Raw genomic sequence first — 26,458 nt, forward strand, 5'->3', positions numbered from 1 at the left:
GATCAGATCGAGAAGCTGACGCCGCAACCGCACGAGGAGGCGGCGTTGGGGTTGCGGACCGCGAACTGGGCGCCGACCAACTCGTCGACGAAGGCGATCTCCGAGCCCCTGAGGAAGGGCAGGGACACCGGATCGACGACGGCCGCCTGATCGTCCCGGCGGATGACGATGTCGTCGGCGTCGGCCGCCTCGATCAGCTCGAAACGGTACTGGAAGCCGGAGCAGCCGCCACCGTCGACGGCGACGCGCAGAAGCACCGGACGACCCTCCTGGGCGGACAGCCGGGCGAGACGCCGCGCGGCGCTCTCGGCCAGCACCAGGCCGTGGTCGGCGGGGCCGCGCTCGGCGATCTGGAAGCTCTGGGATTGGACGTCGCTCACGCCCCTCTATATGTGGCGGCGAGCGCCGGGCGCAAAGCCCCGGCGTCGCGCTTGAAAGCAGGCCGCCTTGACCGATCCGGACACCGACCGCCGCCTCGCCCCCCACGCCTGCGACGCGCGGGCGTCCAGGGGGCGTCTTTATCCCGAAGCCGAGAGCCGCACCCGCACGCCGTTCGCGCGCGACCGGGACCGGATCATCCATACCACCGCCTTTCGCCGCCTGAAGGAAAAGACCCAGGTCTTCGTGGCGCACGAGGGGGACCACTATCGCACCCGCCTGACCCACTCGCTGGAGGTGGCGCAGATCGCGCGGTCGCTGGCCGGGGCGCTGAAGCTGGACGTCGATCTGGCGGAGGCGGTCGCCCTGGCCCACGACCTGGGACATCCGCCGTTCGGGCATGCGGGCGAGGATGAGCTGCACCTGCTGATGGCCGAGCACGGCGGCTTCGATCACAACGTCCAGACCTTCCGCGTGGTGACGGAGCTGGAGGCCCGCTATCCCGGCTTTCCGGGGCTCAACCTCACCTGGGAGACGCTGGAGGGCGTGATCAAGCACAACGGCCCCGTGGCGCACCGGCTGGATGAGCCGGCCTGGAGGGCGGTCGCGGACCACGGCGCCCGATGGGACCTGCGGCTGGACACCTTCGCCTCGCTGGAGGCGCAGGTCGCGGCGATCTCGGACGACATCGCCTACAACAATCACGACGTGGACGACGGGGTTCAGGCCGGTCTGTTCACCCTGGCCGACCTGGAGCGGCTGCCGCTGATCGGGGCGATCCTGAGCGAGGTCCGGCGCGACTGGCCGAAGGCGGATGAGCGCATGGTGCGCCTGGAGGCGGTGCGCCGGATGATCGGGGCGATGGCCGACGACGTGCTGGCCGAGACCCGCGCCCGTCTTTCAGCGGATGGGATCGGGACGGTCGAGGACGTGCGTGCGGCGTCGCGGCCAATGGTGGCCTTCTCGGCCGCCATGCTGGAGGATCTGTCGGCCGTGCGACGCTTCCTGTTCGAGCGGATGTACCGGCACTATCGGGTCAACCGCACGCGCAGCCAGGCGCGGCGGCTGCTGAAGGACATGTTCGCCCTGTTCATGGCCGATCCGACGGTGCTGCCGCCGGAATGGGGCGAACACGCCGCGGACCCGTCCGTGCGGGCCCGGGTGGTGTGCGACTACATCGCCGGCATGACGGATCGCTACGCCATCGAGGAGCACAGAAACCTGTTCAGTCTCGATCTCGCCCTCGATCTGTGATTCGAAAGCCGCGCGGGGGCGATTAGACTGAGCGGCGCGCCGGACCGATTCGGGCCGGGGCCGAAAGCCGGAAGAGCCCGACCCATGTCCCATGACGATCCGCGCGGCCGTCCCGAGCGCGGGGCCTATACGCCCCCGACCGACGACGACCTGCCCTTCAACCGTTCCTATGACGCGCGCCGCGCCCAGCCGGCGGGTCGCCCGCCGATGACGCTGATGATCAGCGTGGCGGTGCTGCTGGCCCTGATCGTGGCGGTGGTGCTGTTCTATCGCTCGGGCCTGAGGGCGTCGGAGGACGCGCCGCCGGCGGTGGGCGACCCCGTCGGCCAGATGAAGGTCGAGGCGCCCGTGGAGGCCCAGCCGATCGATCCGGAAGCGGACGTGAGCGTCTATGCCGACGCGGAGACGCCGGCCGGGGTGACCTTCGCCCCGCCGCCGGCCGAGCCGCTGCCCCGCGAAGCGCTGGAGACCCCGGCCGTCCGTCCGGCGCCGGCGCCCGCACGGCCGGCGCCCGCGCCGGCGCGACCGGCCGCCGCAGACCCGGTCGGCGAGGCCATCGTGCGCGCGGACCGGGGCCAGGCCCCCGCGCCGGCGACGGGGACCTCGGCGGTGCAGATCGGCGCCTTCGGCAGCCCCGAGATCGCGGACCGGGAGTACGCGGCGGTCGCGTCGCGTTTCGGCCAGTTCGCCTCGGGCGCCGGCAAGCGCGTGCAGGAGGTGACCGGCTCGAACGGCCAGACGGTCTATCGCACCCAGTTCACCGGCCTGAGCCGCGAGCGGGCGGACGCCTTCTGCGCGGCGCTGAGGGCGGCCGGGCGCGACTGCCTGGTCCGCTGACGGGCGTGGGCGTCTCGGCGGCGATCTACGGCTGCGAAGGGCCGGTTCTGACGGCGGCGGAGCGCGCCTTCTTCGCCGAGGCCCGGCCCTGGGGCTTCATCCTGTTTCGCCGCAACGTCGAGAGCCCGGAACAGGTGCTGCGCCTGACCGAGGCCCTGCGGGACGCGGTGGGCCGCCCCGCGCCGGTGCTGGTCGATCAGGAGGGCGGGCGGGTCCAGCGGCTGGGGCCGCCGCACTGGCCGAAGTATCCGCCGGGCGAGGCCTATCTGAAGGCGGCGAACGATCCGTTCACGGCGCGGGAGCTGGCCCGGCTCGGCGGGCGGTTGATGGCCCATGACCTCAAGGCGGTGGGCATCGACATCGACTGCGCGCCCGTGCTCGACGTGCCCACGCCGGGCGCCCACGACATCATCGGAGACCGGGCCTATGCGCGCGACCCGGCGACCGTGGCGCAGCTGGGGCGCTCGGTCGCCGAGGGGCTGATGGCGGGCGGCGTGCTGCCGGTGATCAAGCACATGCCCGGGCAGGGACGCGCGTTCGCCGACAGCCACAAGGAACTGCCGACGGTCGAGGCCAGCCTGGACGAGCTGGAGGCCTGGGACTTCGCGCCGTTCCGGTCGCTCTCGGACATGCCGATCGGCATGACGGCGCACATCGTCTTCACCGCCGTGGATCGGAAACGGCCGGCGACCCAGTCCCGAAAGACGATCCGACTGATCCGCGAGCGGCTGGGGTTCGGCGGTCTGCTGCTGTCCGACGACCTGTGCATGAACGCCCTGTCGGGCACGCTGACCGAACGGGCGGAGAAGTCGCTGAAGGCGGGCTGCGACCTGGTCATCCACTGGACCGGCGATCTGAAGGAGATGGTCGAGGTCGCCGAGGGTGTCGGGAAACTGAAGGGCGGGGCCGCCCGGCGCGCCGAGGCGGCGCTCTCCCGCATCGTGCGCGCGCCGGAGCCGCTGGACGTGGACGAGGCGCGGGGCCGGTTCGACGCCTTCCTGTCGGGGCGCCTGACGGCGGCGAAGGGCCCGGACGTCGGGGAGGCCCAGGCGTGAGCGAGGGCTTCCAGCCGAGCCTGGACTTCACCGCCGCCCAGGAGATCGAGGCGGGCGAGGCGTTCGTCGTCGATCTGGAGGGCTATGAGGGGCCGCTGCATGTGCTGCTGGCGCTGGCCCGGACGCAGAAGGTGGATCTGCTGAAGCTGTCGATCACGCGACTGGCGGAGCAGTATCTGGAGTTCGTGCACGAGGCGCGGCGGCGGAACTTCGCCCTGGCGGCGGACTATCTGGTGATGGCGTCGTGGCTGGCGTTCCTGAAGTCGCGGCTGCTCTTGCCCCGCACGGAGAAGGGCAAGGCCGAGGAGCCGGACGCGCAGGAGATGGCGGCGGCGCTGGCCTTCCGGCTGCGGAAGCTCGAGGCGATGCGGAAGGCGGCGGACCTGCTTCTGGAACGGCCCCAGCTGAAGCGCGACGTGTTCACGCGGGGCGATCCGGAGGCGACCGTGATCGTGCCGTCCGACCGGATCGAGGCGAGCCTTTACGACCTCATGGCCGCCTATGTGGACCAGCGGCGGCGCGGCGAGTTGCGGCGCTACAACCCCGGCCGGCGGGTCGAGGCGTTCCCCCTGGAGGCGGCGCGCGACTGGCTGCGCGAAGCGTTGCCTAGGATCGCGGACTGGACACCGCTTGAGGAGATCGCGCCGGAGCCGGGCGGGACGGAGGAGGAGCCCTCGCGGGCGAGCTATGTCGCCTCGACGCTTTCGGCGGGCCTGGAGCTGGTCAAGGAGGGGGCGCTGGACGTGCGCCAGGAGAAGCCCTTCGATCCGCTCTATCTGAAGCGGCGGGGACTGGGCCAGCCGCTGGAGCTGACGCCTTGAGCGGCCTGAGCTTCGAGCCCGACGAGGGCGAGGTCGAGCGGCGGGTGGAGGCGCTGCTGTTCGCGGCGGCGGGGCCTTTGTCAGCCGCAGACCTCGCCGAGCGGCTGCCCGAGGGCGTGGACGTCGGCCGGGCCATCGCGGCCCTGAAGGCCCGCTACCAGGGGCGAGGCGTGGAGCTGGAGTGCGTGGCCGACCGCTGGCGCTTTCGCACGGCGGCGGACCTGTCGTTCCTGATGACCGATCAGCGCGAGGAGCCGCGACGGCTGTCCAAGGCCGCGCTCGAGACCCTGGCCATCATCGCCTACCACCAGCCGGTCACGCGGGCCGAGATCGAGAGCGTGCGTGGCGTATCGATCTCCAAGGGAACGCTGGACCAGCTGCTGGAAATGGGGTTCGTTCGGCTGCGCGGGCGCCGCAGGACCCCGGGGCGGCCCGTCACCTATGCGACGGCGGACCGGTTCCTGGAGCACTTTGGGCTGGCGAGTCTGTTCGATCTGCCGGGCCTGTCGGAGATGAAGGCGGCGGGGCTGCTGGACCTGTCCATTCCCGCCGGCTTCGAGGTCCCCGACCCCTCGCGGGGCGGCGACGCCGAGGAAGATCCGGTCGAGGACGGCGACACGCCGGAGTTCGCGCAGGATTTCCTGAAGGACGGTTAGGCGGTCAGCGCGCGCGGGAGCTTGAAGGTGACGGTCTCGCGCAGGCCGTCGTCTTCCTCCACCGACACGTCGAAATGGGCGGACAGGGCGTCGACGACCCCCTGGACCAGGGACTCGGGCGCGGAGGCGCCGGCGGTCAGGCCGATGCGCGAGGCCCCCTCCAGCCAGTCCCATTCGATCTGGGAGGCGTCGTCGATCAGGCGCGCGTCGCGGGCCCCGGCCTTCAGCGCCACTTCCACCAGACGGGCGGAGTTGGAGGAGTTCTTCGAGCCCACCACCAGCACCAGGTCCGCGCCGTCGGCGAGCCGCTTCACCGCCTCCTGACGGTTGGTGGTGGCGTAGCAGATGTCTTCCTTGTGCGGATCGGGCAGCTCGGGGAAGCGCGCCTTGAGAGCGGCGATGATTTCGGAGGTGTCGTCCAGCGAGAGCGTGGTCTGGGTGGCGTAGGCGAGCGGCGCGTCGCCCGGACGCTGGAAGGCCCGGGCGTCCTCCACCGTTTCAATCAGGGTCACCGCGTCGGACGGCAGCTGGCCCATGGTGCCGACGACCTCGGGGTGGCCGGCGTGGCCGATCAGCAGGATGTGGCGTCCGGCGGCGTGATGGCGTTCGGCCTCCACGTGGACCTTGGAGACCAGCGGGCAGGTGGCGTCGAGATAGAACAGGTTGCGCGCCTTCGCCGCCGCCGGGACCGACTTGGGCACGCCGTGGGCCGAGAAGACGACGGGCCGGTCGTCGGGGCACTCGTCGAGCTCCTTGACGAAGACCGCGCCCAGGCCGCGCAGGCGATCGACCACATGCTTGTTGTGGACGATCTCGTGCCGGACGTAGACCGGGGCCCCGAAACGTTCGATGGCGCGCTCCACGATCTGGATGGCGCGATCCACCCCGGCGCAGAAACCGCGCGGCGTCGCCATGCGCACCGACAGGGCGGGTCGGGAGGCCGCTGGGGGGAGGGGTTCGGCGGTCATGCGTCGGACAGTAGCGGTTTCGCGTGACACCCGCCACCGGCCGCGCGGCGCCCGTTTGCCGCGCCTCGCTTTAGCCGCTATCAGGCGGGAGCTTCCGGTCGCGCTCGCGCCGGGCGCCCCCACGTCATCGGAAGACTCGCCATGCGTCGCCTCGCTCTCGCCATTTCCGCGATCTCGGTCCTCGCGACGGCCCTGCCCGGGGTCGCCGAGGCGCAGTCGCGCGAGCGCCCGGACGGCCGGGATCGGAACGAGCGGCCGGGCGCCGAGGGGCAAGACCAGGAGCGGGCGCGACCGAGGCCGCTGGCCCCGCTGCGGCGCCAGGCCAATGTGGGCCCGTGCCCGTTCGTGAAGATCCTCTATGACGCAGCCCGCTATGTGGAGCTGGAGAACAACCAGGCCTCGGCGTCCGCCGTGGGCTACACGGGCGAGATCGAGGGCGTCTCGGCCGGCTGTTCCTATCAGGGCGACGAGCCGATCACCGTGGACTTCAACGTCCTGTTCAACCTGGGCCGGGGCCCGCAGGCGCAGGGCGATCAGCGGACCTATCGCTACTGGGTGGCGGTGACGGAGCGCAACCGCGCGATCCTGTCGAAGGAGTACTTCGATCTGCCCGTCAACTTCGACGGACAGCAGACCGCCCAGATCGAGCAGCAGCAGCGCGTGGTCATTCCCCGGGCCGAAGCGACGACGTCCGGGGGCAACTTCGAGATCCTGATCGGCTTCGACGTGACGCCGGAGATGGCCGCGTTCAACCGCACCGGAAGCCGCTTCCGGCCGCAGGCGGGGGTCGGCGGAGCTCAATGACCGCGCTGGCATCGTCGCTGGGCGAAGCGGTCAAGGCCGCCTTCGCCGCCGAAGGCGTGGACGAGTCCCTCGTGAGAGTCACGCCGTCCGACCGGCCCGATCTGGCCGACTTCCAATCCAACACCGCGCTGGCCGCCGCCAAGGCGCTGAAACTCAATCCGCGCGAGCTGGCGCAGAAGGTGGCGGCGCGCCTGGATGGACACGCGGACCTGAAGGCCGTCGAGGTGGCCGGGCCGGGGTTCCTGAACCTGACCGTGTCGGACACGGCGCTGGCGGCGCGCGCGGCGGAGGTCGGCGCCGATGAGCTGACAGGCGCCTCGGCGGTCGCGAGCCCGAGGCGCGTGGTGATCGACTTCGCCGGCCCGAACGTGGCCAAGCCGATGCACGTCGGGCACCTGAGGAGCTCGATCATCGGCGAGAGCCTGAAGCGACTGTTCCGTTTCCGCGGAGACACGGTCTGGGGCGACGCACACTTCGGCGACTGGGGCTTCCAGATGGGGCTGCTTATCGTCGCCTGCGCCGACGAGGGGCTGGGCGCGCCGTTCCTGGCCGAGGGCGACGGCCCCTTCCCGGAAGAGACCCCGGTGACGCTGGAAGATTTGGAGCGGCTGTATCCGGCGGCGGCGGCGCGGGCCAAGGAAGACCCGGAGTTCCGGGACCGGGCGCGCAAGGCCACGGCCGAGCTGCAAGGGGGACGCCCGGGCTATCGCGCCCTGTGGCGGCATTTCGTTGCGGTCAGCCGTACGGCGCTGGAGCGCGAGTTCGGCGCGCTCGGCGTGACCTTCGATCTGTGGAATGGGGAGTCCGACGCCGACCCGCTGATCCCCGACATGGTCGCCGATCTGAAGGCGCGGGGCCTGGCGGAGTTCGACCAGGGCGCCTGGATCATCCGTGTGGCCGAGGAGGGGGACAAGCGTGAGCTGCCGCCCCTCCTGCTCGTGTCGTCCGAAGGCTCGGCGATGTACGGCACCACCGACCTCGCCACCATCCTGCAGCGCCGCCGGGAGCAGGACTTCGACCTGGTGCTTTACTGCGTCGACCAGCGACAGAGCGACCACTTCGAGCAGGTGTTCCGCGCCGCCTACAAGGCCGGGTACGCGACGCCCGGCCAGCTGGAGCATGCCGCGAACGGGACGATGAACGGCGCCGACGGCAAGCCGTTCAAGACTCGCGCGGGCGGCGTGCTGAAGCTGCACGACCTGATCACCCAGGCGAAGGACAAGGCGCGCGAGCGCCTGCGCGAGGCGGAGCTGGGCCAGGACCTGTCGCCCGAGGCGTTCGAGGACATCGCGCACAAGGTCGCGGTGGCGGCGCTGAAGTTCGCCGACCTGTCGAACAGCCGGACCACCAGCTACGTCTTCGACCTGGACCGCTTCATGTCGTTCGAGGGCAAGACCGGCCCTTACCTCCTGTACCAGGCCGTGCGGATCAAGAGCCTGCTGCGCCGCGCCGAGGGCGAGCGGGCGGCGGCGGGCGACATCCGCATCACGGAGCCGGCCGAGCGCGACCTGGCGCTGACGCTCGACGCGTTCGACCAGGCGGCGGCGGACGCCTACGAACGGCGGGGCCCGCATCTGGTGGCCGAGCACGCCTATCGCCTGGCCCAGGCCTTCTCGAAGTTCTACGCGGCCTGCCCTGTCATGGCGGCCCCGGACGCCGGGACACGGGCCTCCAGGCTGGCGCTGAGCCGGGCGACGCTGGACCAGCTGGAGACGGCGCTGGACCTGCTGGGGATCGCCACGCCCGAGCGGATGTAGCGTCCGCGCCACAGACTCGCGTCGTTCAGAAGGGTTAACCTGCGGCCGGGGAAGAACGGCGCGGGGGCGCGATGACGCGCGGGACGTCACAGGTCGGGGAGCTGCCGGTGGTTCATCCCGGCACGGGCCTGCCGCTTTTCCGGCGGCGAGCGCGGCTTTATGTCGACGGCTTCAACCTGCATCACTCGATCCTCGATCTGGACCGGCCGGAGTGGCTGTGGCTGGACCTTGTCGCCCTGGGCAAGGCGATCCTGCCGCGCGGCGAGCGGCTGACGGGCGTGACGTGGGTGGCGGCGCACCGGCCGCAGAGGCGCGAGCGCATGACGGCGCTCGCGACCTATGAACTGGCCCTGAGAGCGTCCGGGGTGCGCTGCCTGATGGGGCATTTCGTGGTGCGCGGCGATCACTGCCATGCCTGCGGGCACAGCTGGATGGACGCGACCGAGAAGCAGAGCGACGTGAACCTGGCGCTCGCGGCCGCGGCGGACGCGGAGGCGAGGCGGATGGACGCCGCCTATCTGCTGACGACCGACGGCGACCACGCGGCGACGGCGCGGTTCCTGAGCGAGGGCTTCCCACGCATGCGGGTGATCAGCGTCGCGCCGCCGGGGCGGGGGCACAACCGGCAGATCCTGCGCCACTGTCATGCGCGGGCCGAGGTTCCGGTGGACCTGGTGGCGCGGTCGCCCCTGCCGGACCGGATGAAGAGCCCGCAGGGCTGGCTGGTCCGGCCCGACGCTTGGCGCGCGCGAGACCCGGACCCGCCCCCGCCGCCGCCGGCCACGAGCGACGAGGAGAGGCGCGGGCGCCTGAGGCTGGTGGTCTCCAACCCCTGAAGCGAAGGCGCGAAGGCGCACGCCTTCATACCCGAACCGAAAAGCCGTTCTGAAAACAAGCTGACGTGGCGACAGGAGCGCCCTCGGCGCGCCCATGTGCGCTGGGGCGATAGGGTTCAGGCATGGCGGGAGATCAGGACGAGGCGGCCGCGGCGCTCAGGCGAGGATGGTCGCTTCTGACGGCGGGCGACGACGTGTCGGCGGCCAAGGCCGAGCGGCTCGGCAAGGCCACGCTCGCCCTGATCCGCGCGCAGGAGGCGCTGGACGCGATGAACAGGTCGAAGGCGAAGCATGGGCCGGCGGACGACGGCGAGCTGGAGCAGCTCAAGGCCAAGCTCCTTGAGCGTCTGGATCGCCTCGCAGCCCGACTCGAAACGAAGGGAGGCCGTCGAGGCTCTGACGGAGAGCCAGCTGGCGGCGCTGGCGACGGACTGGCCGTTGTGGGCCCACCCGGCGCAGCTGCCGCCTGAGGGAGACTGGCGGACCTGGCTGTTCCTCGGGGGACGGGGCGCCGGCAAGACACGGGCGGGGGCGGAATGGTTGAGGCTTCAGGCCACGCCCGGCCGCCGACTGGCCCTCGTCGGGCCGACCCTGCACGACGTGCGCGAGGTCATGGTCCAGGGGCCGTCCGGTCTGGCGAACATCGGAAGCGCCGAGACACGGCCGACGTATGAGACGAGCCGCCGGCGTCTGGTCTGGCCCAACGGCGCGGTCGCCTACGCTTTCTCGGCGGAGGACCCGGAAGGATTGCGCGGGCCTCAGTTCCATGCGGCCTGGGCCGATGAGTTCGCCGCCTGGCGACGATCGGAGGAGGTTCTCGCCATGCTGCGGCTGGGGCTTCGTCTCGGCGACGACCCCCGGCTCGTGATCACGACCACGCCGAAGGGGACGCCCGCGCTACGCCGGCTGATGGAGGAGCCCGGCTGCCGGACCACGCGAGCCTCGACGCAGGCCAACGCGCAGGCGTTGGCGCCGGGTTTCATCAAGGGTCTTCAGGCCCTCTACGGCGGCACGCGCCTGGAGGCGCAGGAGCTGGACGGCCTCGTGCTCGCGCCCGACGGCGCCTTGTGGACGCCGGAGATGGTGGCGTCGTGCCGAGGCGAGGCGCCCGCCGATCTCCAGCCGGTCATCGTGGCCGTCGATCCGCCGGCGACGGCGGGCGGCGACGCCTGCGGCATCGTCGTGGTCGGCAAGACCGGCGGGATGGCCTGGGTGCTGGCCGACCGGTCGGTGAGGGGGGAGGCGCCGCTGGGATGGGCGTCCGCCGTGGGACGGGCGGTCGCCGACTTCGGCGCGCGCGAGGTGGTCGCCGAGGTCAACCAGGGCGGCGACATGGTGGAGACCGTGCTCCGCCTGGCCGGGGTGAGCGTGCCCGTGCGCCCGGTGCGGGCCAGGCTCGGCAAGAAGAGCAGGGCTGAGCCGGTAGCCGCGCTCTACGAACAGGGGCGCGTCAGGCACGCCGCCCCGATGCCCGAGCTCGAGGAGGAGCTGATGGCGTTCGGCGCGGCGGCCCCGAAATCAAGCCCGGACCGAGCCGATGCGCTGGTCTGGGCGGTGAGCGAGCTGTTGCTGAAGGCCGATGGACTGCCGCGCGTCCGGCGCGTCTGAACCTGCGAGGAAGCAAATGAAGGACATCTATGCGAGCCGGGCGCCCTCGCCCGAAGGGCCCGCCCGTCGAGCCTCGGCCCTGACGCCGAGCGACACGGCGGATCTGCCCGAGGTCGCCAAGGCGCTGTTCCTCGGGCAGGGGGGCGACCTGACGATCATCCCGGCCGGGCAGGCGGGCGACACGCCCGTGTCGTTCGCGGCCCACCCGTCCGGCTATGTGCCGATCCAGACGCGACGCGTTCTGCAGACCGGCACGACGGCCGGACAGATCGTGGCGCTGTTCGACTGATGCTCGGGCTGTCGAACGGCCTGTGGGGGCATCTGGGACCGCGCCGGATCTGGGATTTCACGCGTCCAGGCGTGACGGGGCTGACGTTCTCCCGGGCGTCGACCGCGATCGCGCGCGATGCGGGCGGCGGTCTGTCGCTGTTTGCGAACGGCCAGCCGCGGCTGACGACGGCGGGGCTCCTGCTGGAGCCGGCGGCGCTGAACAAGCTGGTCATCCGCAACGCCGAGCCGCTGGATCTGACCGGCGTCTCCAAGGGCGGGGACGCGGCGGCCACGCTGTCGCTGGTGAACGACGCGGCCGCCGTCACTGGATCGGGGCTGGGCGGCGTCTGCGGGTCCGGCGTGGTGTTCCGTCTGGACAACAGCGCGGGCTCCACGGCGGCCTACATCAACTTCCCGACCAGCGTGGCCGGGGCGACGTCCGCCCATTCGATCTCGATCTACAGTCGGGGCGGGACGGGCGTGGTGGGCACGTCGGTGTCGACGACGGGCCTATCGTCCGGGGCTGGACTGATCCCCGCGTCGATACTGTACCGCAGAGCGACGACCGCGTCCGGCGGCATGCCGATGGTGGCGGGCCGGTATCCCCGGATCTTCGCCGATCCCGGGCAGACGCTCTGGCTGATCTTGCCCCAGTTCGAGGCGGGCGGAGCGGCGACCTCGACCATCCGAACGGAGGGCGCACAGGCGGCGCGTTCCGCCGAGCTGGCCAGCGTGACGCCGCCGCCGGGGGCGAGCCGCTACACGGCGGTCTACGGATCAGGCCGGACCGTCGTCAGCGGCCCGGTCACGGGCGGGACGGCGTTCGACCTGGTCGCGGGGCGGCCCTGGATCGGACCGGGCAACGAGCTTCAACGGCTGGAGATGCGATGATGGGACGGCGACGCTGGCCGTGGGAGGCCAAGACCAGCCGCACCGGCGCCGTGGTGGCCTGGAGCCATGTGGGCCGGCCGCGATGGACGCCGCGCGACTACGGCCGGCTGGCGGAGGAAGGCTTCGCCAAGAACGCGGTGGCCTATCGCTGCATCCGGCTGGTGGCCGAGGCGGCGGCGAGCGTGCCGCTCCAGGTCTTCGTGAACGGGGAGCGGGCGGCGGATCATCCGCTGGCGCGGCTGCTGGCCCGGCCCAATGCCGAGCAGGGCGGGGCGGAGCTGATGGAGGCGCTCTACGCCGGGCTGCAGACGGCGGGCAACGCCTATCTGGAGGCGACCGCCGACGGGGACGCGGACGGGGCGCCGGACGAGCTGTGGTCGCTGCGGCCGGACCGGGTGAAGGTGGTCCCGGGGCCGAACGGTTGGCCGGCGGCCTATGAGTACGCGGCCGGCGGACGGTCGGTGACGATCCCGCGCCAGGGCGACGGCTGGTCGCCGGTGCTGCACCTGAGGCTGTTTCATCCGACGGACGACCACTACGGGTTTTCGCCGCTGGAGGCGGCGGCCTTCGCCATCGACGTGCACAATGCGTCGGGCGCCTGGAACAAGGCGCTCCTGGACAACGCGGCACGGCCGTCGGGCGCTCTGGTCTACGGCGCCAAGGGCGGCGAGCGGATGACCGAGGCGCAGTTCGAGCAGCTGAAGGCCGAGCTGAACGAGGCGCATGCGGGCGCTGCGAACGCCGGGCGGCCGATGCTGCTGGAGGGCGGGCTGGACTGGAAGCCGATCAGCCTGAGTCCGGCGGAGATGGACTTCATCGCCGGCAAGCACGCCGCGGCGCGCGAGATCGCCCTGGCGTTCGGCGTGCCGCCGCAGCTGCTGGGCGTGCCCGGCGACGCGACCTACGCCAACTATCGCGAGGCCAATGTCGCCCTGTGGCGCCAGACGATCATGCCGCTGGTGAACCGCACGGCGGGGGCGCTTTCGAACTGGCTGGCGGCGCGGTTCCCGGGCTGCCGGATCGCGGCGGACCTGGAGGGCACGCCGGCGCTGGCGGCGGACCGCGACGCGCTGTGGACGCGGCTGGAGGCGGCGAGCTTCCTGACGCTTCAGGAGCGGCGACAGATGGCGGGAGTGGCGGGATGAGGGGTGAGCGAGGGGTGAAGAGTGAGCAGGGGCGAATGCGCCGGAGATGCTCACGACTCACCTCTTGCTCACTGTTCACCCGAGGAGCTTCACATGACGGATGAGATGAAGCGGTGGCCGACGCCGCTGGTGGCGGCGCTGCTGGTGCAGACGATCGCGGGACTGGTCTGGGCCGGAGGCGCGGCGGCGCGGATCGGCACGCTGGAGGCGGCGGTGGCCGAGCAACGCTCGGTCGCCGAGCGGCTGGCGCGGCTGGAGGCGCAGGGCGAAGGCGTCAAGGTCACGCTGGCCCGCATCGAGGCGCGGCTGGAGGCGCGCCGATGACCCTGACGATCGAGGGCTATGCGTCGCTATGGGGCGCGGCCGACCTGAACGGGGACGTGGTGGCCGAGGGCGCATTCGCGAAGAGCCTGGCCAAGGGCGACGCGGGCGCGGTCAAGATGCTGTTCCAGCACGACGGGCGCACGCCGGTGGGCGTGTGGGACGAGCTGGTCGAGGACGGGCGGGGGCTGTTCGTCCGGGGACGGATCGAGGCCTGGTCGCCCGAGGCGAAGTTCGCGGCCGCCTTGGTCCGGGCCGGGGCGCTGGACGGGCTGTCGATCGGCTATCGCACGTCACGGGCGCGACGCGAGGGGCGGCTGCGCGTGCTCAGCGAGGTGGATCTGTGGGAGGTGTCGCTTGTGACCTTCCCGATGCTGCCGGGGGCGAGGTTCAGGCTCAATTCCGTTCGGTGAGGGTCTGACCACTCACCCTTTCGCGCGGGGACGACGGCGTTTCGCCGCCGTGCGCTCAAGCTCTCTCCCGCCGGGAGAGGGGTAAACCAGGAGACATCATGAAAGAGACGAAGACCGTCTCGGGTTCGCCCGAGGCGCGCGCGGCCATGCACGAGATGATGGCCGCGTTCGAGGCGTTCAAGGCGGCGAACGACGCGCGGCTGGACGAGATCGAGCGGAAGGCCGCGGCCGACGTGCTGCTGGAGGAGAAGGTGGCGCGCATCGACCAGGCGGTGAGCGCGGCCCAGGCGCGGCTGGACCGGGTGGCGTCCGAGGGGCGCCGGCCGGCGATTGGCGAGGGCGGGCACACCCCCTCCGTCTCGGCCTTCGGCCGATCCACCTCCCCCAAGGGGGGAGGAATGGAGGAGAAGTCCGCGTTCGACGGGTGGATGAAGACCGGGTTCGGGCTGGAGCTGAAGGCGGGGCTGTCGACCGGCTCCGGCTCGGGCGTGCTGGCGCCGGCGGAAACGGAGCGGGCCATCGAGCGGCGCCTGATGGCGGCCTCGCCGATGCGCGAGATCGCGACGGTCAGGACCGTGAATTCGGGCGTGTTCAAGAAGCCGGTGTCGACCGCGGGCGTGGAGGCCGGATGGGTCGCCGAGACGGCGGCGCGGCCGGAGACGGATCCGGCGACCCTGTCGCTGATCGAGTTTCCGTCGGCGGACCTGTACGCCAGCCCGGCGGCGACGCAGGCGCTCCTGGACGATGCCCTGATCGACATGGACGAGTGGCTGGCGGCCGAGGTCGAGGACGCCTTCGCCGCCCAGGAGACCCAGGCCTTCGTCACCGGCGACGGGACGAACAAGCCCAAGGGCTTCCTGGCCTATGAGACGGTGGCGGACGCCACCGCGACCTGGGGACAGATCGGCTATGTGGCCTCGGGCGCGGCGGGGGCCTTCCCCAGCGCCAACGCGGCGGACAAGCTGATCGACCTGATCTATGCGCCCAAGGCCCAGTACCGGCCCAACGGCCGTTTCGTGATGAACCGCAAGACCGTCTCGACGGTCCGGAAGTTCAAGGACGGCGAGGGCAACTACGTCTGGGCGCCGGCGTCGCGGGCCGGGGAGACGGCGAGCCTGCTGGGCTATCCGGTGACCGAGATCGAGACCATGCCGGACATCGCCGCGAACAGCCTGGCGATCGCGTTCGGCGACTTCCAGCGGGGCTATCTGATCGTCGACCGGGCCGGGGTGCGGGTGCTGAGGGATCCGTACTCGGCCAAGCCCTATGTGCTGTTCTACACCACCAAGCGCGTCGGCGGCGGGGTGCAGAACTTCGACGCGATCAAGGTGATGAAGTTCTCGGCGACCTAGGTCGCCGAGAGGCGAGGTGATGAAGTTCGCCGCGATGTGAGTCTCAGTGAGTAGTGCTAGTGAGCGAGAGGTGAGCTGACGGCTCACTATTCACTGGCGCTATTCACCTCTTCCAACACAGAGGTGGGAAAATGACCGCACCGGTGACGCTCACCGAGGCGAAGCTGTTCCTGCGCGTCGGGCATGACGCGGAGGATCCGCTGATCCAGACCCTGATCGAGGCGGCGACGGCGCGGGTGGCGGACGCCGTCGGCGAGGCCGTGGACGCGGCCTCTCCGGCGCCGGTCCGGCTGGCGGTGCTGATGCTGACGCTGAAGGCCTATGAGCGCGGCGGCGCCGAACCCGGCGTCGAGGCGGTGGAGGCCTGGCTGAAGCCCTATCGGCAGGTGCGGCTGTGAGGGCGCCGCACCGGATCGCCGAGGTGCTGGCGGCGGCGGAGACGCAGACGCCCTACGGCGGGGCGAGCACCACCTACGAGACCCTGGGCTGGACCTGGGTGGCGATGGCGCCGCGCGGGTCACGAGGCGCCGAGCAGGACGCGACCGTCGAGACGGCGCTCGCCGAGACACGGGTCGATCCCAGGCTGACGGCCGGACGGCGGCTGCGCGTGTCGGGCGTCGACTGGCGGATCGCGGCCGCGGACGAGATCGCCGGCGGGCGGGTCCGGCTGAAGCTGGAGCGCAGCCGATGAGCGGGCACGAGAACGCGCTGACGAAGGCGCTGATCGCGGCCTTGCGAGAGGACGCGACGCTTGAGGCTCTGGTCGGCGACAGGATCTGGGAGCGTGTGCGCGAGGACGCAGGCTTTCCGCAGCTGCTGATCGGGCGTGGCGAGAGCCGGCCGGTGACGGCGGACGGCGGCGGGGTCGAGCACCGGCTGACGCTGAGCTGCGCCTCGCGCTTCAACGGACTGGAGGAGGCGCGGGCGGTCGCGAGCGCGGCGCGCGCGCGGCTGGACGGCGCGCGGATGGAGGCGGACGGGGTGCGCACGGTCAGCCTGAACGTGACCTTCGTCGACGCCTTCCGGAGCGGCGACGGCCAGCGCGCCTGGGCGGTGATCCGCTTGCGGGCGGTGACGGAAGAAGTGGCGGGTGACGAGTGAGCGGGGCGTGAGCGAAGGGGTGAGCAGGGTTCTGATCCTCGGTTCACCTCTCGCTCACCAGCACTGTTCAGGCCTCCACGCCCCGCTTGAGAAACAGGAGAGATGAATGGCGGCGCAGCGCGGCAGGGACATCCTGCTGAAGATTTCCGACGGCGCGGGCGGGTTCACGACGGTGGCGGGCCTTAGGGCGCGGACCATCTCGCTGAACGCGCGCACGGTCGACGCGACGGACTCCGACAGCGCCGGGCGGTGGCGCGAACTGCTGGCGGGGGCCGGAGCCAAGTCGGCGGCGGTGAGCGGCGAGGGGGTGTTCCGCGACGCGGCGTCCGACGCCCTGATCCGCGAGGCCTTCTTCGCGCAGAGCGCGCCGGTGTGGCGGCTGGTGATCCCGGACTTCGGCACGCTGGAGGGGCCGTTCCAGGTGGCGACGCTGGACTATGCAGGCGAGCACCAGGGGGAGGCGACGTACGCCGTCAGCCTGGCGAGCGCCGGCGAGATCGCGTTCCAGGCGCTGTGAAGGCCGTGAACGGCGTGCGGGGCGAGGTCTCGGCGAGGCTGGCGGGCGAGGATCGGCGGCTTTGCCTGACGCTGGGGGCCCTGGCGGAGATCGAGACGGGCCTCGGCGTCAGAGGCGCGGAGGCGGTGGCGGAGCGGATGCGGCGGCTGTCGGCGAAGGACCTGACGGTGGTGCTGGCGGCGTTGCTGCGCGGCGGCGGCGAGGACGAGCTGGCGGAGCGGCTGGCGAGCGCGTCGGTGTCGCCGGTGGAGGCGGCCGAGGCGGTGGCGAGGGCCTTCGCGGCGGCGGGCGGGTGACGGACTGGGCAACGGACTGGGCGGCGATGCTGAGGGCGGCGCGAGCGGCGGGCGTTTCGCCGGAAGCGTTCTGGCGGCTGTCGCTCAGGGAATGGCGCTGGCTGATAGCCGTGGGCGGCGCGGCGCCGCTGGGGCGCGGAGAGCTGGAGCGGTTGATGGAGGGGCATCCCGATGACTGACGTGTTCGGACCGGATCCGCTGGACGAGGTCCCGTCCAGGGCGGCGGAGGCGGCCGAGGCGCTGCGCGCGCTGAAGGGGCCGGCGGAAGAGGCGGCGAGCGCGATCGAGACGGCGTTCGGGCGCGCGGGCGAGAGCCTGACGCGGTCCCTGGCGCGGGCGGCGGCGGACGGCGAGATCAGTCTGGCGGAACTGGCGCGGGCGGTGCTGGCGGCCGTGAACGGCGGGCTCGGCTCGGGGCGCGGCGGCGGGCTGGCCGACGCGGTGGGCGCGGCGCTGGGCGGGCTGTTCTCAGGCGCGCGGGCGGACGGCGGGCCGGTGCGCGCCGGCGGCGCCTATCTGGTCGGCGAGCGGGGACCGGAGGTGTTCCGGCCGGCGAGCGGCGGCTCGATCGAGCCGATCGGAAGCGGCGTGGTGAGCGTCACGCTGAATCTGCAAGGCGGCGATCCGCGCGCTCTGATGCGGTCCGAAGCGCAGATCGCCCAGGCGCTGGCCCGGGCGACGCTCTTGGGCGCGAGGCGGCTCTAGACCTGGCCCTTGGGGTCGGGGCCGAAGCGGTTGGGGCCGCGCGTGCCTTCGGCCAGGCCGATCCAGAGCAGGAAGCCGAGGTTGACGAGGATGATAAGGCCGAACCAGCCGAACATCGGGCCGATGAGGGCGAAGATGGCGGCGGGGTCCTCGTTCTCGAGCGCCTGGGCGTTGAGGATCGCCTGAAGCCCGACCGAGCCGAAGGCCACGAAGGTCCCGATGATGGTCACCGCCCAGGGGACGACGATCAGCCAGCCGGTGTGGCCCATGTCATGGAGCCGCTTCACGCCGATGGCCAGGTTCGGCCAGATCAGGGCGAGCGAAATCAGGGCGCCGATAAGGGGCAACCAGCCGGCGATGACGCCGACCCCCAGCAGGATCAGCCAGCCGATCCAGAAATGCGACCGGCGGCTGCGGCCGTTGAACGAGAACAAGAGGTGCTGCCAGTCGAAGCCGGCCACCTGGGGCGGCAGGCCCAGACCCGAGCCGGACAGGGCCATGATCTCGGTCGCCTCGCCGCCGACGGGCACGAAGTCGACCTTCTGGCCCGCATGGACCGACCCGCCGCGGAGCGAGGCGGTGTTGAAACTGTAGCGCGCGCCGTCGTCGCCGCTGATCAGGCCGGCCCCGGCGGCCGCGTCGTAACTCAGAACCTCGCCGCGCATGGCGTCCCTCCCTTTGTCGTGAGCGGAGGATGAACGCGCGTCGGCGGCAAGATCAAGGGAAGACCTGATGGCCTTTCACTAGGTGCGCCTGCCGTCGCGGCTGGCGTTCGGCTCGACGGCGGGCGTGGAGCGCCGGACCGAGATCGCCACGATGGCGAGCGGGTACGAGCGACGATCGACGCCCTGGGCGTTGGGACGGCGGCGCTATCTGATCGGGGCGGGCGTGCGGTCGCTGGACGACATGGCCGAGCTGACCGCCTTCTTCGAGGCGCGGCGCGGGCCGTTGAACGGCTTCCGCTTTCGCGATCCGCTGGATTTCAAGTCCTGTGCTCCGTCGGGTGCGATCGGGGCGGCGGACCAGGTGCTCGGCGTCGGCGACGGGACGAGGCGGGTGTTCCAGTTGGCGAAGGCCTACGGCGACGTGATCCGGCCGATCCGAAAGCCGGTCGCGGGAACGGTGGTGGCGGCCATCGCCGGCGTCGCGCTCGAGCCCGACGGCTACGCCGTCGAGTCCGTGACGGGCGAACTGACGCTGGCCGTCGCGCCGGACGAGGGCGTGGTGGTCACCGCCGGCTTCGCCTTCGACACGCCGGTGCGGTTCGAGAGCGACCGGCTGGAGGTGACGCTGGAAGGCTTCGCCGCCGGGCGGCTGGTGGCGGTCCCGCTGATCGAGATCCGGGTCTGAGCGATGCGCCAGGTTCCCCAGGAGATGGCCGCCCGTATCGACAGCGGGGCGGCGACGCTGTGCCACGTGTGGCTGCTGACCCGGACCGACGGCGAACGGCTGGGCTTCACCGACCACGACCGCGACCTGACGATCGATAGCGTGGCCTGCCGCGCCGCGAGCGGCTGGAGCCCCGGCGCGGGCGAAAGCGCGACAGGGTCCGTGGCCGGATCGCGCTCGCTGTCGGGCGTGCTGGACGCGGAAACGATCACATCCGAGGACATCGACGCGGGCCGGTATGACCGCGCCGAGATCGAGCTGTGGCGGCTGGACTGGGTCAGGCCCGACCTCAAGGTGCGGCTGTTCCGGGGATGGATCGCGGGACTGACGCGGCAGGGCGAGCGCTTCACGGCCGATGTGGAGGGGCCGCTGGCGGCGCTGGAGCGGGTGATCGGACGGACCTACGCGCGGACCTGCGATGCGACCCTGGGCGACGCGCGATGCGGGGTCACGCTGGAGGGCGCGCCGCAAGCCGTATGCGACCGGCGTTGGGAGACCTGCGTCGGCGTGTTCGGCAACGGGATCAACTTCCGCGGCTTTCCGGACATCCCCGGCGACGACTGGCTGACGGCGCAGCCGCGGGGCGGCGACGCAAATGACGGCGGGAGCCGACGGTGACGCGGCGCGAGGCGGCTGTGGCGACCGCGCGCGACTGGCTGGGCACGCCCTATCGCCACCAGGCGAGCGTGAAGGGCGAGGGCGCGGACTGCCTGGGGCTGGTGCGGGGCGTCTGGCGCGAGGTGATCGGCGACGAGCCGGAGGCGCCCGGACCCTATACGCCCGACTGGGCCGAACGCGGTGGAGCGGAGACGCTGCTGGAGGCGGCGCGGCGATGGCTCACGCCGGTTGTGACCGAGGCGGCGCAGCCCGGCGACGTGCTGTTGTTCCGCATGAGTCCGGAGGCGCCGATCAAGCACTGCGCGATCCTGAGCGCCGTCGATGCGCCCGAGCCGAGGATGATCCACGCCTACTGGGGCCGGGCGGTGGTGGAGAGCTGGATGGGGCCCTGGTGGCGACGGCGGCTGGCGGTCGCCTTCACCTGGCCGGAGGACGGGAGCGGGAGGGCGGCATGGCGCAGGTGATCCTGGGCGGCATCGGCGGCGCCGTCGGCGGGTCGGTCGGGCGGCTGATCGGCGGCGTCGTGGGGCGGGCGCTGGACAACGGACTGGTCGCCGCCCTGACCCCGCCCCGGGAAGGGCCGAGGATCGACGGCCTGCGGGTGCAGTCCTCGGCGGAGGGCGCCGGGCTGGCTTTCGCCATGGGCCGAACCCGTGTCGCCGGACAGGTGATCTGGGCGTCGCGGTTCCGTGAGCGCCGGGTGGAGAGCGGCGGCGGCAAGGGCGGGCCGGAGCGGCGCGACTACGCCTATTCGCTGAGCTTCGCGGTCGCGCTGTGCGAAGGTCCGATCGACGGGGTGGGGCGGATCTGGGCCGACAATCAGCCGATGGACCTGACCGGCGTGACGATGCGGGTGCATCGCGGAACCGAGGACCAGACGCCGGACCCGCTGATCGCGGCGGTGGAAGGACAGGCGCCCGCCTATCGCGGCATCGCCTATCTGGTGTTCGAGGACCTGCCGCTGGCCGACTTCGGCAATCGGCCGCCGATGATCAGCGCCGAGGTTTTCCGCCGCCCGCTGGGCGACGGGCCCCGGCTGGAGGACCGGCTGGAGGGGGTCTGCCTGATACCCGGCGCGGGCGAGTTCGTGCTGGCCACCGAACCGGTGGTCCGCCGAAGCGGGCTGACGCGGGTCGAGAGCGAGAACGTGCACGCGCCGGACGGGCGGCCGGACCTGATCGTCTCGTTGGACCAGCTGGAGGCGCAATGCCCGAACCTGAAACGGGTCAGTCTGGTGGTCGGCTGGTTCGGCACGAGCCTGGCGGCGGGCGATTGCGTGATCCGGCCGGGTGTGGAGCGGCGCGAGAAGGCGACCGAGCCGCTGGTCTGGTCGGCAGCGGGCGAGACGCGCGAGACGGCGCATCTGATCTCAGGGGTTGAGGGTCGCCCGGCCTATGGCGGCACGCCGTCCGACGAGACGGTGCGGCAGGCGATCCGCGAGCTGAAGCGGCGCGGATGGGAGGTCACGCTCTATCCCTTCATCTTCATGGACTGCGAGGGCTATCCGTGGCGGGGGCGGATCGCGGCGACCTCGGCGGCGACGGCCGAGGCGGAGATCGCCGCCTTCATCGACGGGCCCGAAGGGTTGCGGCGCATGGCGCTGCATTACGCCGAAATGGCAGCCGAAGAGGGCGCCGACGGGGTGCTGATCGGCTCCGAGTTGAGGGGGGTGACGACCAGCCGGGCGACGGACGGATCCTATCCCGCCGTGGCGCGGCTGCGGTCGTTGGCGACCGAGGCGAAGGCCGTGGTCGGGGCCGGCGTGAAGGTGTCCTATGCGGCGGACTGGTCGGAGTACTTCGGTCATCAGCCCGGAGACGGGTCGGGCGACCGGATGTTTCACCTGGACCCGCTGTGGGCTGATCCGGCGATCGACTACGTGGGGATCGACTGGTATCCGCCGATGGGCGACTGGCGGGACGGGGAGGCGCATCTGGACGCGCTCGCCGGGGCGAGAGGACCGGAGGACGCGGCCTATCTGCGGACCCAGATGGACGGCGGCGAGGGCTTCGACTGGTACTACGCCGACGAGGCCGCGCGGCTGGCGCAGGATCGCACGGCGATCGTCGACCTGGCGCATGGAGAGGACTGGGTCTTCCGGCCGAAGGACCTGAGAGGCTGGTGGAGCGCGGCGCATCACGACCGGCCTGGCGGGGTGCGCGCCACGGCGCCGACGGCATGGGTTCCGGGCATGAAACCGATCCGGTTGACGGAATTCGGCTGTGCGGCTCTGGACCGGGGCGGCAACGCACCGAACCTGTTCCAAGACGCCAAGAGCACGGAGTCGGCCCTGCCGCCGTTCTCGCGCGGCGGGCGTGACGACCGCATGCAGCGCCGCCTGCTCGAGGCCGTCCTGAGCTGGATCGCAGACCCCGAGAGCAATCCCGTCAGCCCGGTCTATGGCGAACCGATGATCCAGGCCGCCGACGCCTGGTGCTGGGACGCACGCCCCTTCCCGGCGTTCCCGGCGCTGGGCGAGCGGTGGGCCGACGCCGGGGCGTGGGCGACCGGGCACTGGCTGAACGGACGGCTGAACGGCGAGACGGCGGACCTGATCCGCGCCGTGCTGGCGCGCGGCGGAGTCGAGGGCGACGCGGTGGCGATCGCACCTCTGGACGATGCGGCGAGCGGGATCGTGATCGCGCGCCCAACGCGGCTGCGCGAGGCGCTGGAGCCGCTGCTGCTGGCCGCCGACGCGGGCCTCGCCGAACGGGACGGACGGGTGGCGGTCACCGGACCGGAGGTCGAGGCTCAGCTGACCCTGGGCGAGGATGAGCTGGAGATCGACGAGGCGGCGCCGGTGGAGCGGCTGCGTCGGCTGGCCTCGCCGATCGCCGCCGCTCAGGTGCGGTTCGTCGATGAGGCGGCGGGCTATCAGACCGGAGCCGCCCTGTCGGTGGCGTCGGGCGACGGCCCGCGCGTGACCATCGACCTGGCGGTGAGCTGCACCGCCGCGACGGCGCGGGCGGTGGCGGCGCGGACGCTGGCGGGCGCCGAGGTCGAGGACGAGATGCGGGTGCGGCCCGGTCCCCTGGCGCGCCTGAGGCTGGAGCCGGGCGACGGGGTTCTGATCGCCGGAGAGGACGGCGCGTGGCGTTTAGCCGAGCTGCGCGACGACGAACGGCCGGCGGCGACGCTGACGGCCGACCGCGAGGCGATGAGCGTCGATGCGCCAGATTCGCCGAGAGCTGAAGCGGCGCCGGCGGCGGTCGGACGAGCGTTCCTGAACGTTCTGGAGCTGCCGCCGCTGCCGGGGGCGGAGGACGATGCGCGCCCCCTGGCGGCCGTGGCGCTGGAGCCTTGGCGGCCGATGGCGGTCTGGGGCGGCGCGGGCGCGGAGGGCCTGGTTCAGCGGGCGCGGGTCGAGAGGCCGACCGCTGTCGGGCGTCTGGTGGAGTCGCTGGAGCCGGGACCCGCCGGGCGCTGGCAGGAGACCGGGGCGCTGGTCGTGGAGATAGAGGGCCGTGCGCCGCAGAGCCGCTCGGCGGAGCGGGTGCTGGCCGGCGAGGGATTGCTGGCGGTCGAGACGGCGCTGGGCTGGGAGGTCCTGCAATACCGGGAGGCGACTCTGCTGGAGGGCGGGCGGTGGCGCCTGACGGGGCTCCTGCGCGGTCGGCTGGGGACCGAGCCGGCCTGCGCGGCGGGCGCAGGCGCGGGCGCGATCGTGGTCGCGCCGTCGGAACTCGTTCGGCTGGAGACGGGGCTGGACGAGCTCGGCGCCGACCTTTTGTGGCGGGTCGGGCCGGACGGCTGGGCGCCTCACGCGGGGTTCGCCAGCGTCTCGGCCGCCTGGACAGGCCGGGCGCTGAGGCCGTGGCGGCCGGCGCAGCTGTCGGCGCGGGAGACGGAGGCCGGGCTCCTGCTGCGCTGGATCCCCCGAGCGCGGCTGGGCGGCGACGGCTGGGGCGCGGAGCCTGCCGATGGCCTTCCGACGCGCTTCCGGCTGCGCGTCACGGCCGGCGAGACGATCGTGCGGACGTTCGAGGTCGAGGCGGCGGAAACGATTTATCCGGCCGCCGAGCTGGCGGCGGACCGAGCGATGTACGGCCCGCTCCAGACGCGGGTGGCGGGGTTCGAGCCCGGCTATGGCTGGGGCGACGAAGCGGTGCTGGCGATCTAGAGGTTTGCGAAGCGGTCGGAAGCGCCTAACTCAACCCCGCAACCGAATTCGTGGGGTAACGACCGAGTGGCCGGCGATCCGTACAAGGAACTGGGGGTCTCTCGCGGCGCGAGCGCCGAGGAGATCAAGAAGGCGTTCCGCAAGCTGGCCAAGCAGCTGCACCCGGACCAGAACCGCGACAATCCCGCGGCGGCCGAGCGGTTCAAGCGGGTCACCGCCGCCTTCGACATCCTGGGCGACGAAGAGAAGCGCAAGCGGTTCGACCGGGGGGAGATCGACGCCGACGGGCGCGAGCAGTTCCGGGGCTTCAGCGGCGGCGGCGCTGGTCCCGGCGGGTTCGGGCGCGGCGGCGGCGGGCAGCGCGCGCCGTTCGACGACATCGACCTGGACGAGGTCTTCAGCATGTTCGGCGGCGGGGCGCGAGGCCCCGGGCGCGGCTTCGGCATGGGGCGGGGCCAGGATGTGCGCGCGACGCTGGAGATCACGCTGGAGGAATCCATCGCCGGCGCGACCCGCCGCATCCAGTTCTCCGACGGCCGCACCCTGGACGTGGTCATCCCGAAGGGGGCAGGCGAGGGCCAGGTGATTCGCCTGCGCGGCCAGGGCGCGCCCGGACGCGGCGGCGGGGAGGCGGGCGACGCCCTGATCGAGCTGAGGCTGGCGCCGCACGCGCTCTATACGCCCGACGGCGCGGACCTTCTGATGGACCTGCCGATCTCGGTCCCCGATGCGGTGCTGGGCGGAAAGGCGCCCGTGCGCACGCCGGACGGGACGGTCAACCTGACCATCCCCAAGGGCTCCAACAGCGGCCAGGTGATGCGGCTGAAGGGGCGCGGCGGTTACGCCAACGGGCGGCGTGGCGACCTGAAGGTGCGGCTGCTCGTGACCTTGCCGGAATCGCCGGACGAGGCTCTGGTGAAGTTCGCCGAAGACTGGCGCGCCAAGCGCCCCTACCAGCCCGGGCGCTGACCTTATGCCGACCAAGCCGACCGTGAAGCCGAAGCGGCCGTGGTTCTCCTCCGGGCCGACGGCGAAACGACCCGGCTGGTCTCTCGCCGGACTGCCGGAAGGTCTGCTGGGCCGCGGCATCCGGGCGCCGGAGGTGGTGGCCCGTTTCGCCCGGGGGCTGGAGCTGACGCGTGAGGTGCTGCGCCCGCCCGAGGACCATGTGCTGGCCTATGTGCCGGGGTCGGACACGGGCGCGGTCGAGGCGGCGATGTGGGGGATGCTCGGCTCGCGACCCGTGCAGCTGCTCGCCTTCGAAAACTTCGGAAAGACCTGGGCGGTCGATGCGAAGGATCATCTGAAGCTGGAGCCGGAGGTGCTGTCGGCGCCCTGGGGGCGGTGGCCCGACACCGGCGCGGTCGATCCGAAGAAGGATCTGGTGTTCCCCTGGAACGGGACGACCTCGGGGGTGAAGGCGCCGAACGCCGACTTCATCGCCGAGGATCGCGAGGGGCTGGTGATCTGCGACGCCACCTCGGCGGCCTTCGCCATGCACCTGCCGTGGGACCGGCTGGATGTGACGACCTTCTCGTTCCAGAAGGCGCTGGGGGGCGAGGCCGGGATCGGGGTCGCGGTGCTGTCGCCGCGGGCGGTGGCCCGGCTGGACGAGGTCGAGGCGAGCCGGCCGGTGCCGAAGCTGCTGAGGCTGACCGAAGGCGGACGCTTCAACCGGGCGCTGGCGACCGGGACCATGATCAACACCTTCTCGGTCCTGACGATCGAGGACTGGATCGACGCCCTGGAGTGGGCGAAGGGCGTCGGCGGGCTGGACGAACTGGTCCGGCGGACTGACGCGAATTTCGCTGTTCTGGCCGAGTGGGTCGAGCGGTCCGACTGGATCGACTTCCTGGCCGAGGACCCGGCGACGCGGTCCACCACGTCGGTCTGCCTGAAGATCGTCGATCCCCGCGTCACGGCGCTGGACGACGCGGGACGCCAGGCGTTCGTCTGGCGCATGAAGGGCCTGCTCGAGGAAGAGGGCGCCGCCTTCGACGTCGAGAGCCACCGCAACGCTCCGGCGGGCCTGCGCATCTGGTGCGGCTGCACCGTGGAGGCCGAGGACGTGGCGGCGGCGACGCCCTGGCTGGACTGGGCTTTCGGGGTCGCGGCGTCCACTGAGTCATGACTGCAACGCAGCGGCTATGAAACGTACGGTTACAGTGATTTTGGAGGACTTTCCGCCCTATTCGGGTATCTTCGTGTTGGGAACGTCGTGCCCCCGCGTCGGTTTCAACTGCTATGGGTCGGTTGACGCTACATTGGGCGCGATATACGGGAGCGAAAAATGGGCCACGCACATACAGGGAGCCGAAAAATGAACCGCGAACTTCAACTGCGTGA

At 71.9% G+C, this 26,458-nt stretch carries 32 protein-coding genes; 29 read left to right on the plus strand and 3 right to left on the minus strand.

Features of this window, described 5'->3' with window-relative positions; genetic code table 11:
* Positions 1 to 2: 2 nt before the first annotated feature.
* Complete coding sequence (locus ACFFGE_RS13380; RefSeq protein WP_376837072.1) at positions 3 to 320, minus strand: HesB/IscA family protein; 318 nt, start codon at positions 318 to 320, stop codon at positions 3 to 5.
* A gap of 127 nt (positions 321 to 447) precedes the next feature.
* On the opposite strand from ACFFGE_RS13380, the gene ACFFGE_RS13385 reads away from it, so the two are divergent.
* The 5 genes from ACFFGE_RS13385 (at position 448) to scpB (ending at position 5,001) form a co-directional block, all read left to right on the plus strand.
* Positions 448 to 1,632 (plus strand): deoxyguanosinetriphosphate triphosphohydrolase, encoded by a 1,185-nt coding sequence (locus ACFFGE_RS13385; RefSeq protein ID WP_376836946.1) that lies wholly within the window; start codon positions 448 to 450, stop codon positions 1,630 to 1,632.
* Positions 1,633 to 1,716: 84 nt separating this feature from the next.
* A complete protein-coding gene (locus ACFFGE_RS13390) occupies positions 1,717 to 2,469 on the plus strand; it encodes an SPOR domain-containing protein (RefSeq protein ID WP_376836947.1) in 753 nt (250 codons plus the stop codon).
* Positions 2,470 to 2,474: 5 nt separating this feature from the next.
* Positions 2,475 to 3,524 (plus strand): beta-N-acetylhexosaminidase, encoded by a 1,050-nt coding sequence (gene nagZ, locus ACFFGE_RS13395; protein WP_376836948.1) that lies wholly within the window; start codon positions 2,475 to 2,477, stop codon positions 3,522 to 3,524.
* Positions 3,521 to 4,345, plus strand: a complete 825-nt coding sequence (locus tag ACFFGE_RS13400) for a segregation and condensation protein A (protein ID WP_376836949.1) — start codon at positions 3,521 to 3,523, stop codon at positions 4,343 to 4,345. The genes nagZ and ACFFGE_RS13400 overlap by 4 nt, the downstream gene beginning before the upstream one ends.
* Entirely contained in the window at positions 4,342 to 5,001 is a 660-nt protein-coding gene (scpB, locus tag ACFFGE_RS13405; protein ID WP_376836950.1) for an SMC-Scp complex subunit ScpB, read from the plus strand. Before ACFFGE_RS13400 ends, scpB begins: the two co-directional genes overlap by 4 nt.
* Here the strand turns inward: scpB and ispH are convergent.
* Positions 4,998 to 5,969, minus strand: a complete 972-nt coding sequence (gene ispH, locus ACFFGE_RS13410; RefSeq protein WP_376836952.1) for a 4-hydroxy-3-methylbut-2-enyl diphosphate reductase — start codon at positions 5,967 to 5,969, stop codon at positions 4,998 to 5,000. The genes scpB and ispH overlap by 4 nt on opposite strands.
* 141 nt (positions 5,970 to 6,110) lie before the next feature.
* Here ispH and ACFFGE_RS13415 point away from each other — a divergent pair, with 141 nt between their 5' ends.
* The 18 genes from ACFFGE_RS13415 to ACFFGE_RS13500 all read left to right on the plus strand — a co-directional run bounded on the left by ACFFGE_RS13415 (position 6,111) and on the right by ACFFGE_RS13500 (position 17,985).
* A complete protein-coding gene (locus tag ACFFGE_RS13415) occupies positions 6,111 to 6,773 on the plus strand; it encodes a Tat pathway signal sequence domain protein (protein ID WP_376836953.1) in 663 nt (220 codons plus the stop codon).
* Positions 6,770 to 8,530 carry an arginine--tRNA ligase gene (gene argS / locus ACFFGE_RS13420; protein ID WP_376836954.1) on the plus strand — a complete coding sequence of 587 codons (1,761 nt, stop codon included), beginning with the start codon at positions 6,770 to 6,772 and terminating at the stop codon, positions 8,528 to 8,530. Before ACFFGE_RS13415 ends, argS begins: the two co-directional genes overlap by 4 nt.
* Before the next feature lie 107 nt (positions 8,531 to 8,637).
* Entirely contained in the window at positions 8,638 to 9,366 is a 729-nt protein-coding gene (locus ACFFGE_RS13425; RefSeq protein WP_376836955.1) for a PIN domain-containing protein, read from the plus strand.
* A gap of 122 nt (positions 9,367 to 9,488) precedes the next feature.
* Positions 9,489 to 9,836 (plus strand): hypothetical protein, encoded by a 348-nt coding sequence (locus ACFFGE_RS13430; protein WP_376836958.1) that lies wholly within the window; start codon positions 9,489 to 9,491, stop codon positions 9,834 to 9,836.
* On the plus strand, positions 9,805 to 10,974 hold the full coding sequence (locus ACFFGE_RS13435) for a DNA-packaging protein (protein WP_376836959.1): 1,170 nt from the start codon (positions 9,805 to 9,807) through the stop codon (positions 10,972 to 10,974). The genes ACFFGE_RS13430 and ACFFGE_RS13435 overlap by 32 nt, the downstream gene beginning before the upstream one ends.
* A gap of 16 nt (positions 10,975 to 10,990) precedes the next feature.
* The gene (locus tag ACFFGE_RS13440; RefSeq protein ID WP_376836961.1) at positions 10,991 to 11,263 is read left to right on the plus strand and encodes a spike base protein, RCAP_Rcc01079 family; all 273 of its coding nucleotides are present in this window, start codon (positions 10,991 to 10,993) and stop codon (positions 11,261 to 11,263) included.
* Entirely contained in the window at positions 11,263 to 12,135 is an 873-nt protein-coding gene (locus ACFFGE_RS13445) for a phage head spike fiber domain-containing protein (protein WP_376836962.1), read from the plus strand. Before ACFFGE_RS13440 ends, ACFFGE_RS13445 begins: the two co-directional genes overlap by 1 nt.
* A complete protein-coding gene (locus tag ACFFGE_RS13450; protein WP_376836963.1) occupies positions 12,135 to 13,280 on the plus strand; it encodes a phage portal protein in 1,146 nt (381 codons plus the stop codon). The genes ACFFGE_RS13445 and ACFFGE_RS13450 overlap by 1 nt, the downstream gene beginning before the upstream one ends.
* A 93-nt stretch (positions 13,281 to 13,373) precedes the next feature.
* Entirely contained in the window at positions 13,374 to 13,604 is a 231-nt protein-coding gene (locus ACFFGE_RS13455) for a hypothetical protein (protein WP_376836964.1), read from the plus strand.
* Positions 13,601 to 14,014 carry an HK97 family phage prohead protease gene (locus ACFFGE_RS13460; RefSeq protein WP_376836965.1) on the plus strand — a complete coding sequence of 138 codons (414 nt, stop codon included), beginning with the start codon at positions 13,601 to 13,603 and terminating at the stop codon, positions 14,012 to 14,014. Before ACFFGE_RS13455 ends, ACFFGE_RS13460 begins: the two co-directional genes overlap by 4 nt.
* Positions 14,015 to 14,112: 98 nt before the next feature.
* Positions 14,113 to 15,366, plus strand: a complete 1,254-nt coding sequence (locus ACFFGE_RS13465) for a phage major capsid protein (protein WP_376836966.1) — start codon at positions 14,113 to 14,115, stop codon at positions 15,364 to 15,366.
* Between the two features lie 131 nt (positions 15,367 to 15,497).
* On the plus strand, positions 15,498 to 15,764 hold the full coding sequence (locus ACFFGE_RS13470; RefSeq protein WP_376836967.1) for a head-tail connector protein: 267 nt from the start codon (positions 15,498 to 15,500) through the stop codon (positions 15,762 to 15,764).
* A complete protein-coding gene (locus ACFFGE_RS13475) occupies positions 15,761 to 16,057 on the plus strand; it encodes a head-tail adaptor protein (protein WP_376836968.1) in 297 nt (98 codons plus the stop codon). The genes ACFFGE_RS13470 and ACFFGE_RS13475 overlap by 4 nt, the downstream gene beginning before the upstream one ends.
* Positions 16,054 to 16,467 (plus strand): DUF3168 domain-containing protein, encoded by a 414-nt coding sequence (locus ACFFGE_RS13480; RefSeq protein ID WP_376836970.1) that lies wholly within the window; start codon positions 16,054 to 16,056, stop codon positions 16,465 to 16,467. Before ACFFGE_RS13475 ends, ACFFGE_RS13480 begins: the two co-directional genes overlap by 4 nt.
* Before the next feature lie 106 nt (positions 16,468 to 16,573).
* On the plus strand, positions 16,574 to 16,984 hold the full coding sequence (locus ACFFGE_RS13485; protein ID WP_376836971.1) for a phage major tail protein, TP901-1 family: 411 nt from the start codon (positions 16,574 to 16,576) through the stop codon (positions 16,982 to 16,984).
* Positions 16,981 to 17,280, plus strand: a complete 300-nt coding sequence (locus ACFFGE_RS13490; RefSeq protein WP_376836972.1) for a GTA-gp10 family protein — start codon at positions 16,981 to 16,983, stop codon at positions 17,278 to 17,280. The genes ACFFGE_RS13485 and ACFFGE_RS13490 overlap by 4 nt, the downstream gene beginning before the upstream one ends.
* Positions 17,277 to 17,459 carry a phage tail assembly chaperone gene (locus ACFFGE_RS13495; protein WP_376836973.1) on the plus strand — a complete coding sequence of 61 codons (183 nt, stop codon included), beginning with the start codon at positions 17,277 to 17,279 and terminating at the stop codon, positions 17,457 to 17,459. Before ACFFGE_RS13490 ends, ACFFGE_RS13495 begins: the two co-directional genes overlap by 4 nt.
* A complete protein-coding gene (locus ACFFGE_RS13500; protein ID WP_376836974.1) occupies positions 17,452 to 17,985 on the plus strand; it encodes a phage tail tape measure protein in 534 nt (177 codons plus the stop codon). Before ACFFGE_RS13495 ends, ACFFGE_RS13500 begins: the two co-directional genes overlap by 8 nt.
* On the opposite strand, the gene ACFFGE_RS13505 is transcribed toward ACFFGE_RS13500, so the two are convergent.
* On the minus strand, positions 17,982 to 18,650 hold the full coding sequence (locus tag ACFFGE_RS13505) for a DUF805 domain-containing protein (protein WP_376836975.1): 669 nt from the start codon (positions 18,648 to 18,650) through the stop codon (positions 17,982 to 17,984). The two genes, ACFFGE_RS13500 and ACFFGE_RS13505, sit on opposite strands and share 4 nt — an antisense overlap.
* 82 nt (positions 18,651 to 18,732) lie before the next feature.
* On the opposite strand from ACFFGE_RS13505, the gene ACFFGE_RS13510 reads away from it, so the two are divergent.
* The 6 genes from ACFFGE_RS13510 (at position 18,733) to ACFFGE_RS13535 (ending at position 26,243) form a co-directional block, all read left to right on the plus strand.
* Complete coding sequence (locus ACFFGE_RS13510; RefSeq protein WP_376836976.1) at positions 18,733 to 19,335, plus strand: phage distal tail protein, Rcc01695 family; 603 nt, start codon at positions 18,733 to 18,735, stop codon at positions 19,333 to 19,335.
* A 3-nt stretch (positions 19,336 to 19,338) separates the two neighbouring features.
* Positions 19,339 to 19,992, plus strand: coding sequence for a phage/gene transfer agent baseplate hub protein (locus tag ACFFGE_RS13515; protein WP_376836977.1), 654 nt, complete (start codon positions 19,339 to 19,341; stop codon positions 19,990 to 19,992).
* Positions 19,989 to 20,456 (plus strand): NlpC/P60 family protein, encoded by a 468-nt coding sequence (locus tag ACFFGE_RS13520; protein WP_376836978.1) that lies wholly within the window; start codon positions 19,989 to 19,991, stop codon positions 20,454 to 20,456. Before ACFFGE_RS13515 ends, ACFFGE_RS13520 begins: the two co-directional genes overlap by 4 nt.
* Complete coding sequence (locus ACFFGE_RS13525; protein WP_376836979.1) at positions 20,444 to 24,112, plus strand: baseplate multidomain protein megatron; 3,669 nt, start codon at positions 20,444 to 20,446, stop codon at positions 24,110 to 24,112. Before ACFFGE_RS13520 ends, ACFFGE_RS13525 begins: the two co-directional genes overlap by 13 nt.
* 66 nt (positions 24,113 to 24,178) lie before the next feature.
* Positions 24,179 to 25,081 carry a DnaJ C-terminal domain-containing protein gene (locus tag ACFFGE_RS13530; protein ID WP_376836980.1) on the plus strand — a complete coding sequence of 301 codons (903 nt, stop codon included), beginning with the start codon at positions 24,179 to 24,181 and terminating at the stop codon, positions 25,079 to 25,081.
* Positions 25,082 to 25,085: 4 nt separating this feature from the next.
* Positions 25,086 to 26,243, plus strand: a complete 1,158-nt coding sequence (locus ACFFGE_RS13535) for a phosphoserine transaminase (RefSeq protein ID WP_376836981.1) — start codon at positions 25,086 to 25,088, stop codon at positions 26,241 to 26,243.
* Positions 26,244 to 26,458: the final 215 nt, after the last annotated feature.

Source organism: Brevundimonas balnearis (assembly GCF_042434805.1).
Taxonomy (GTDB): Bacteria; Pseudomonadota; Alphaproteobacteria; order Caulobacterales; family Caulobacteraceae; genus Brevundimonas; species Brevundimonas balnearis.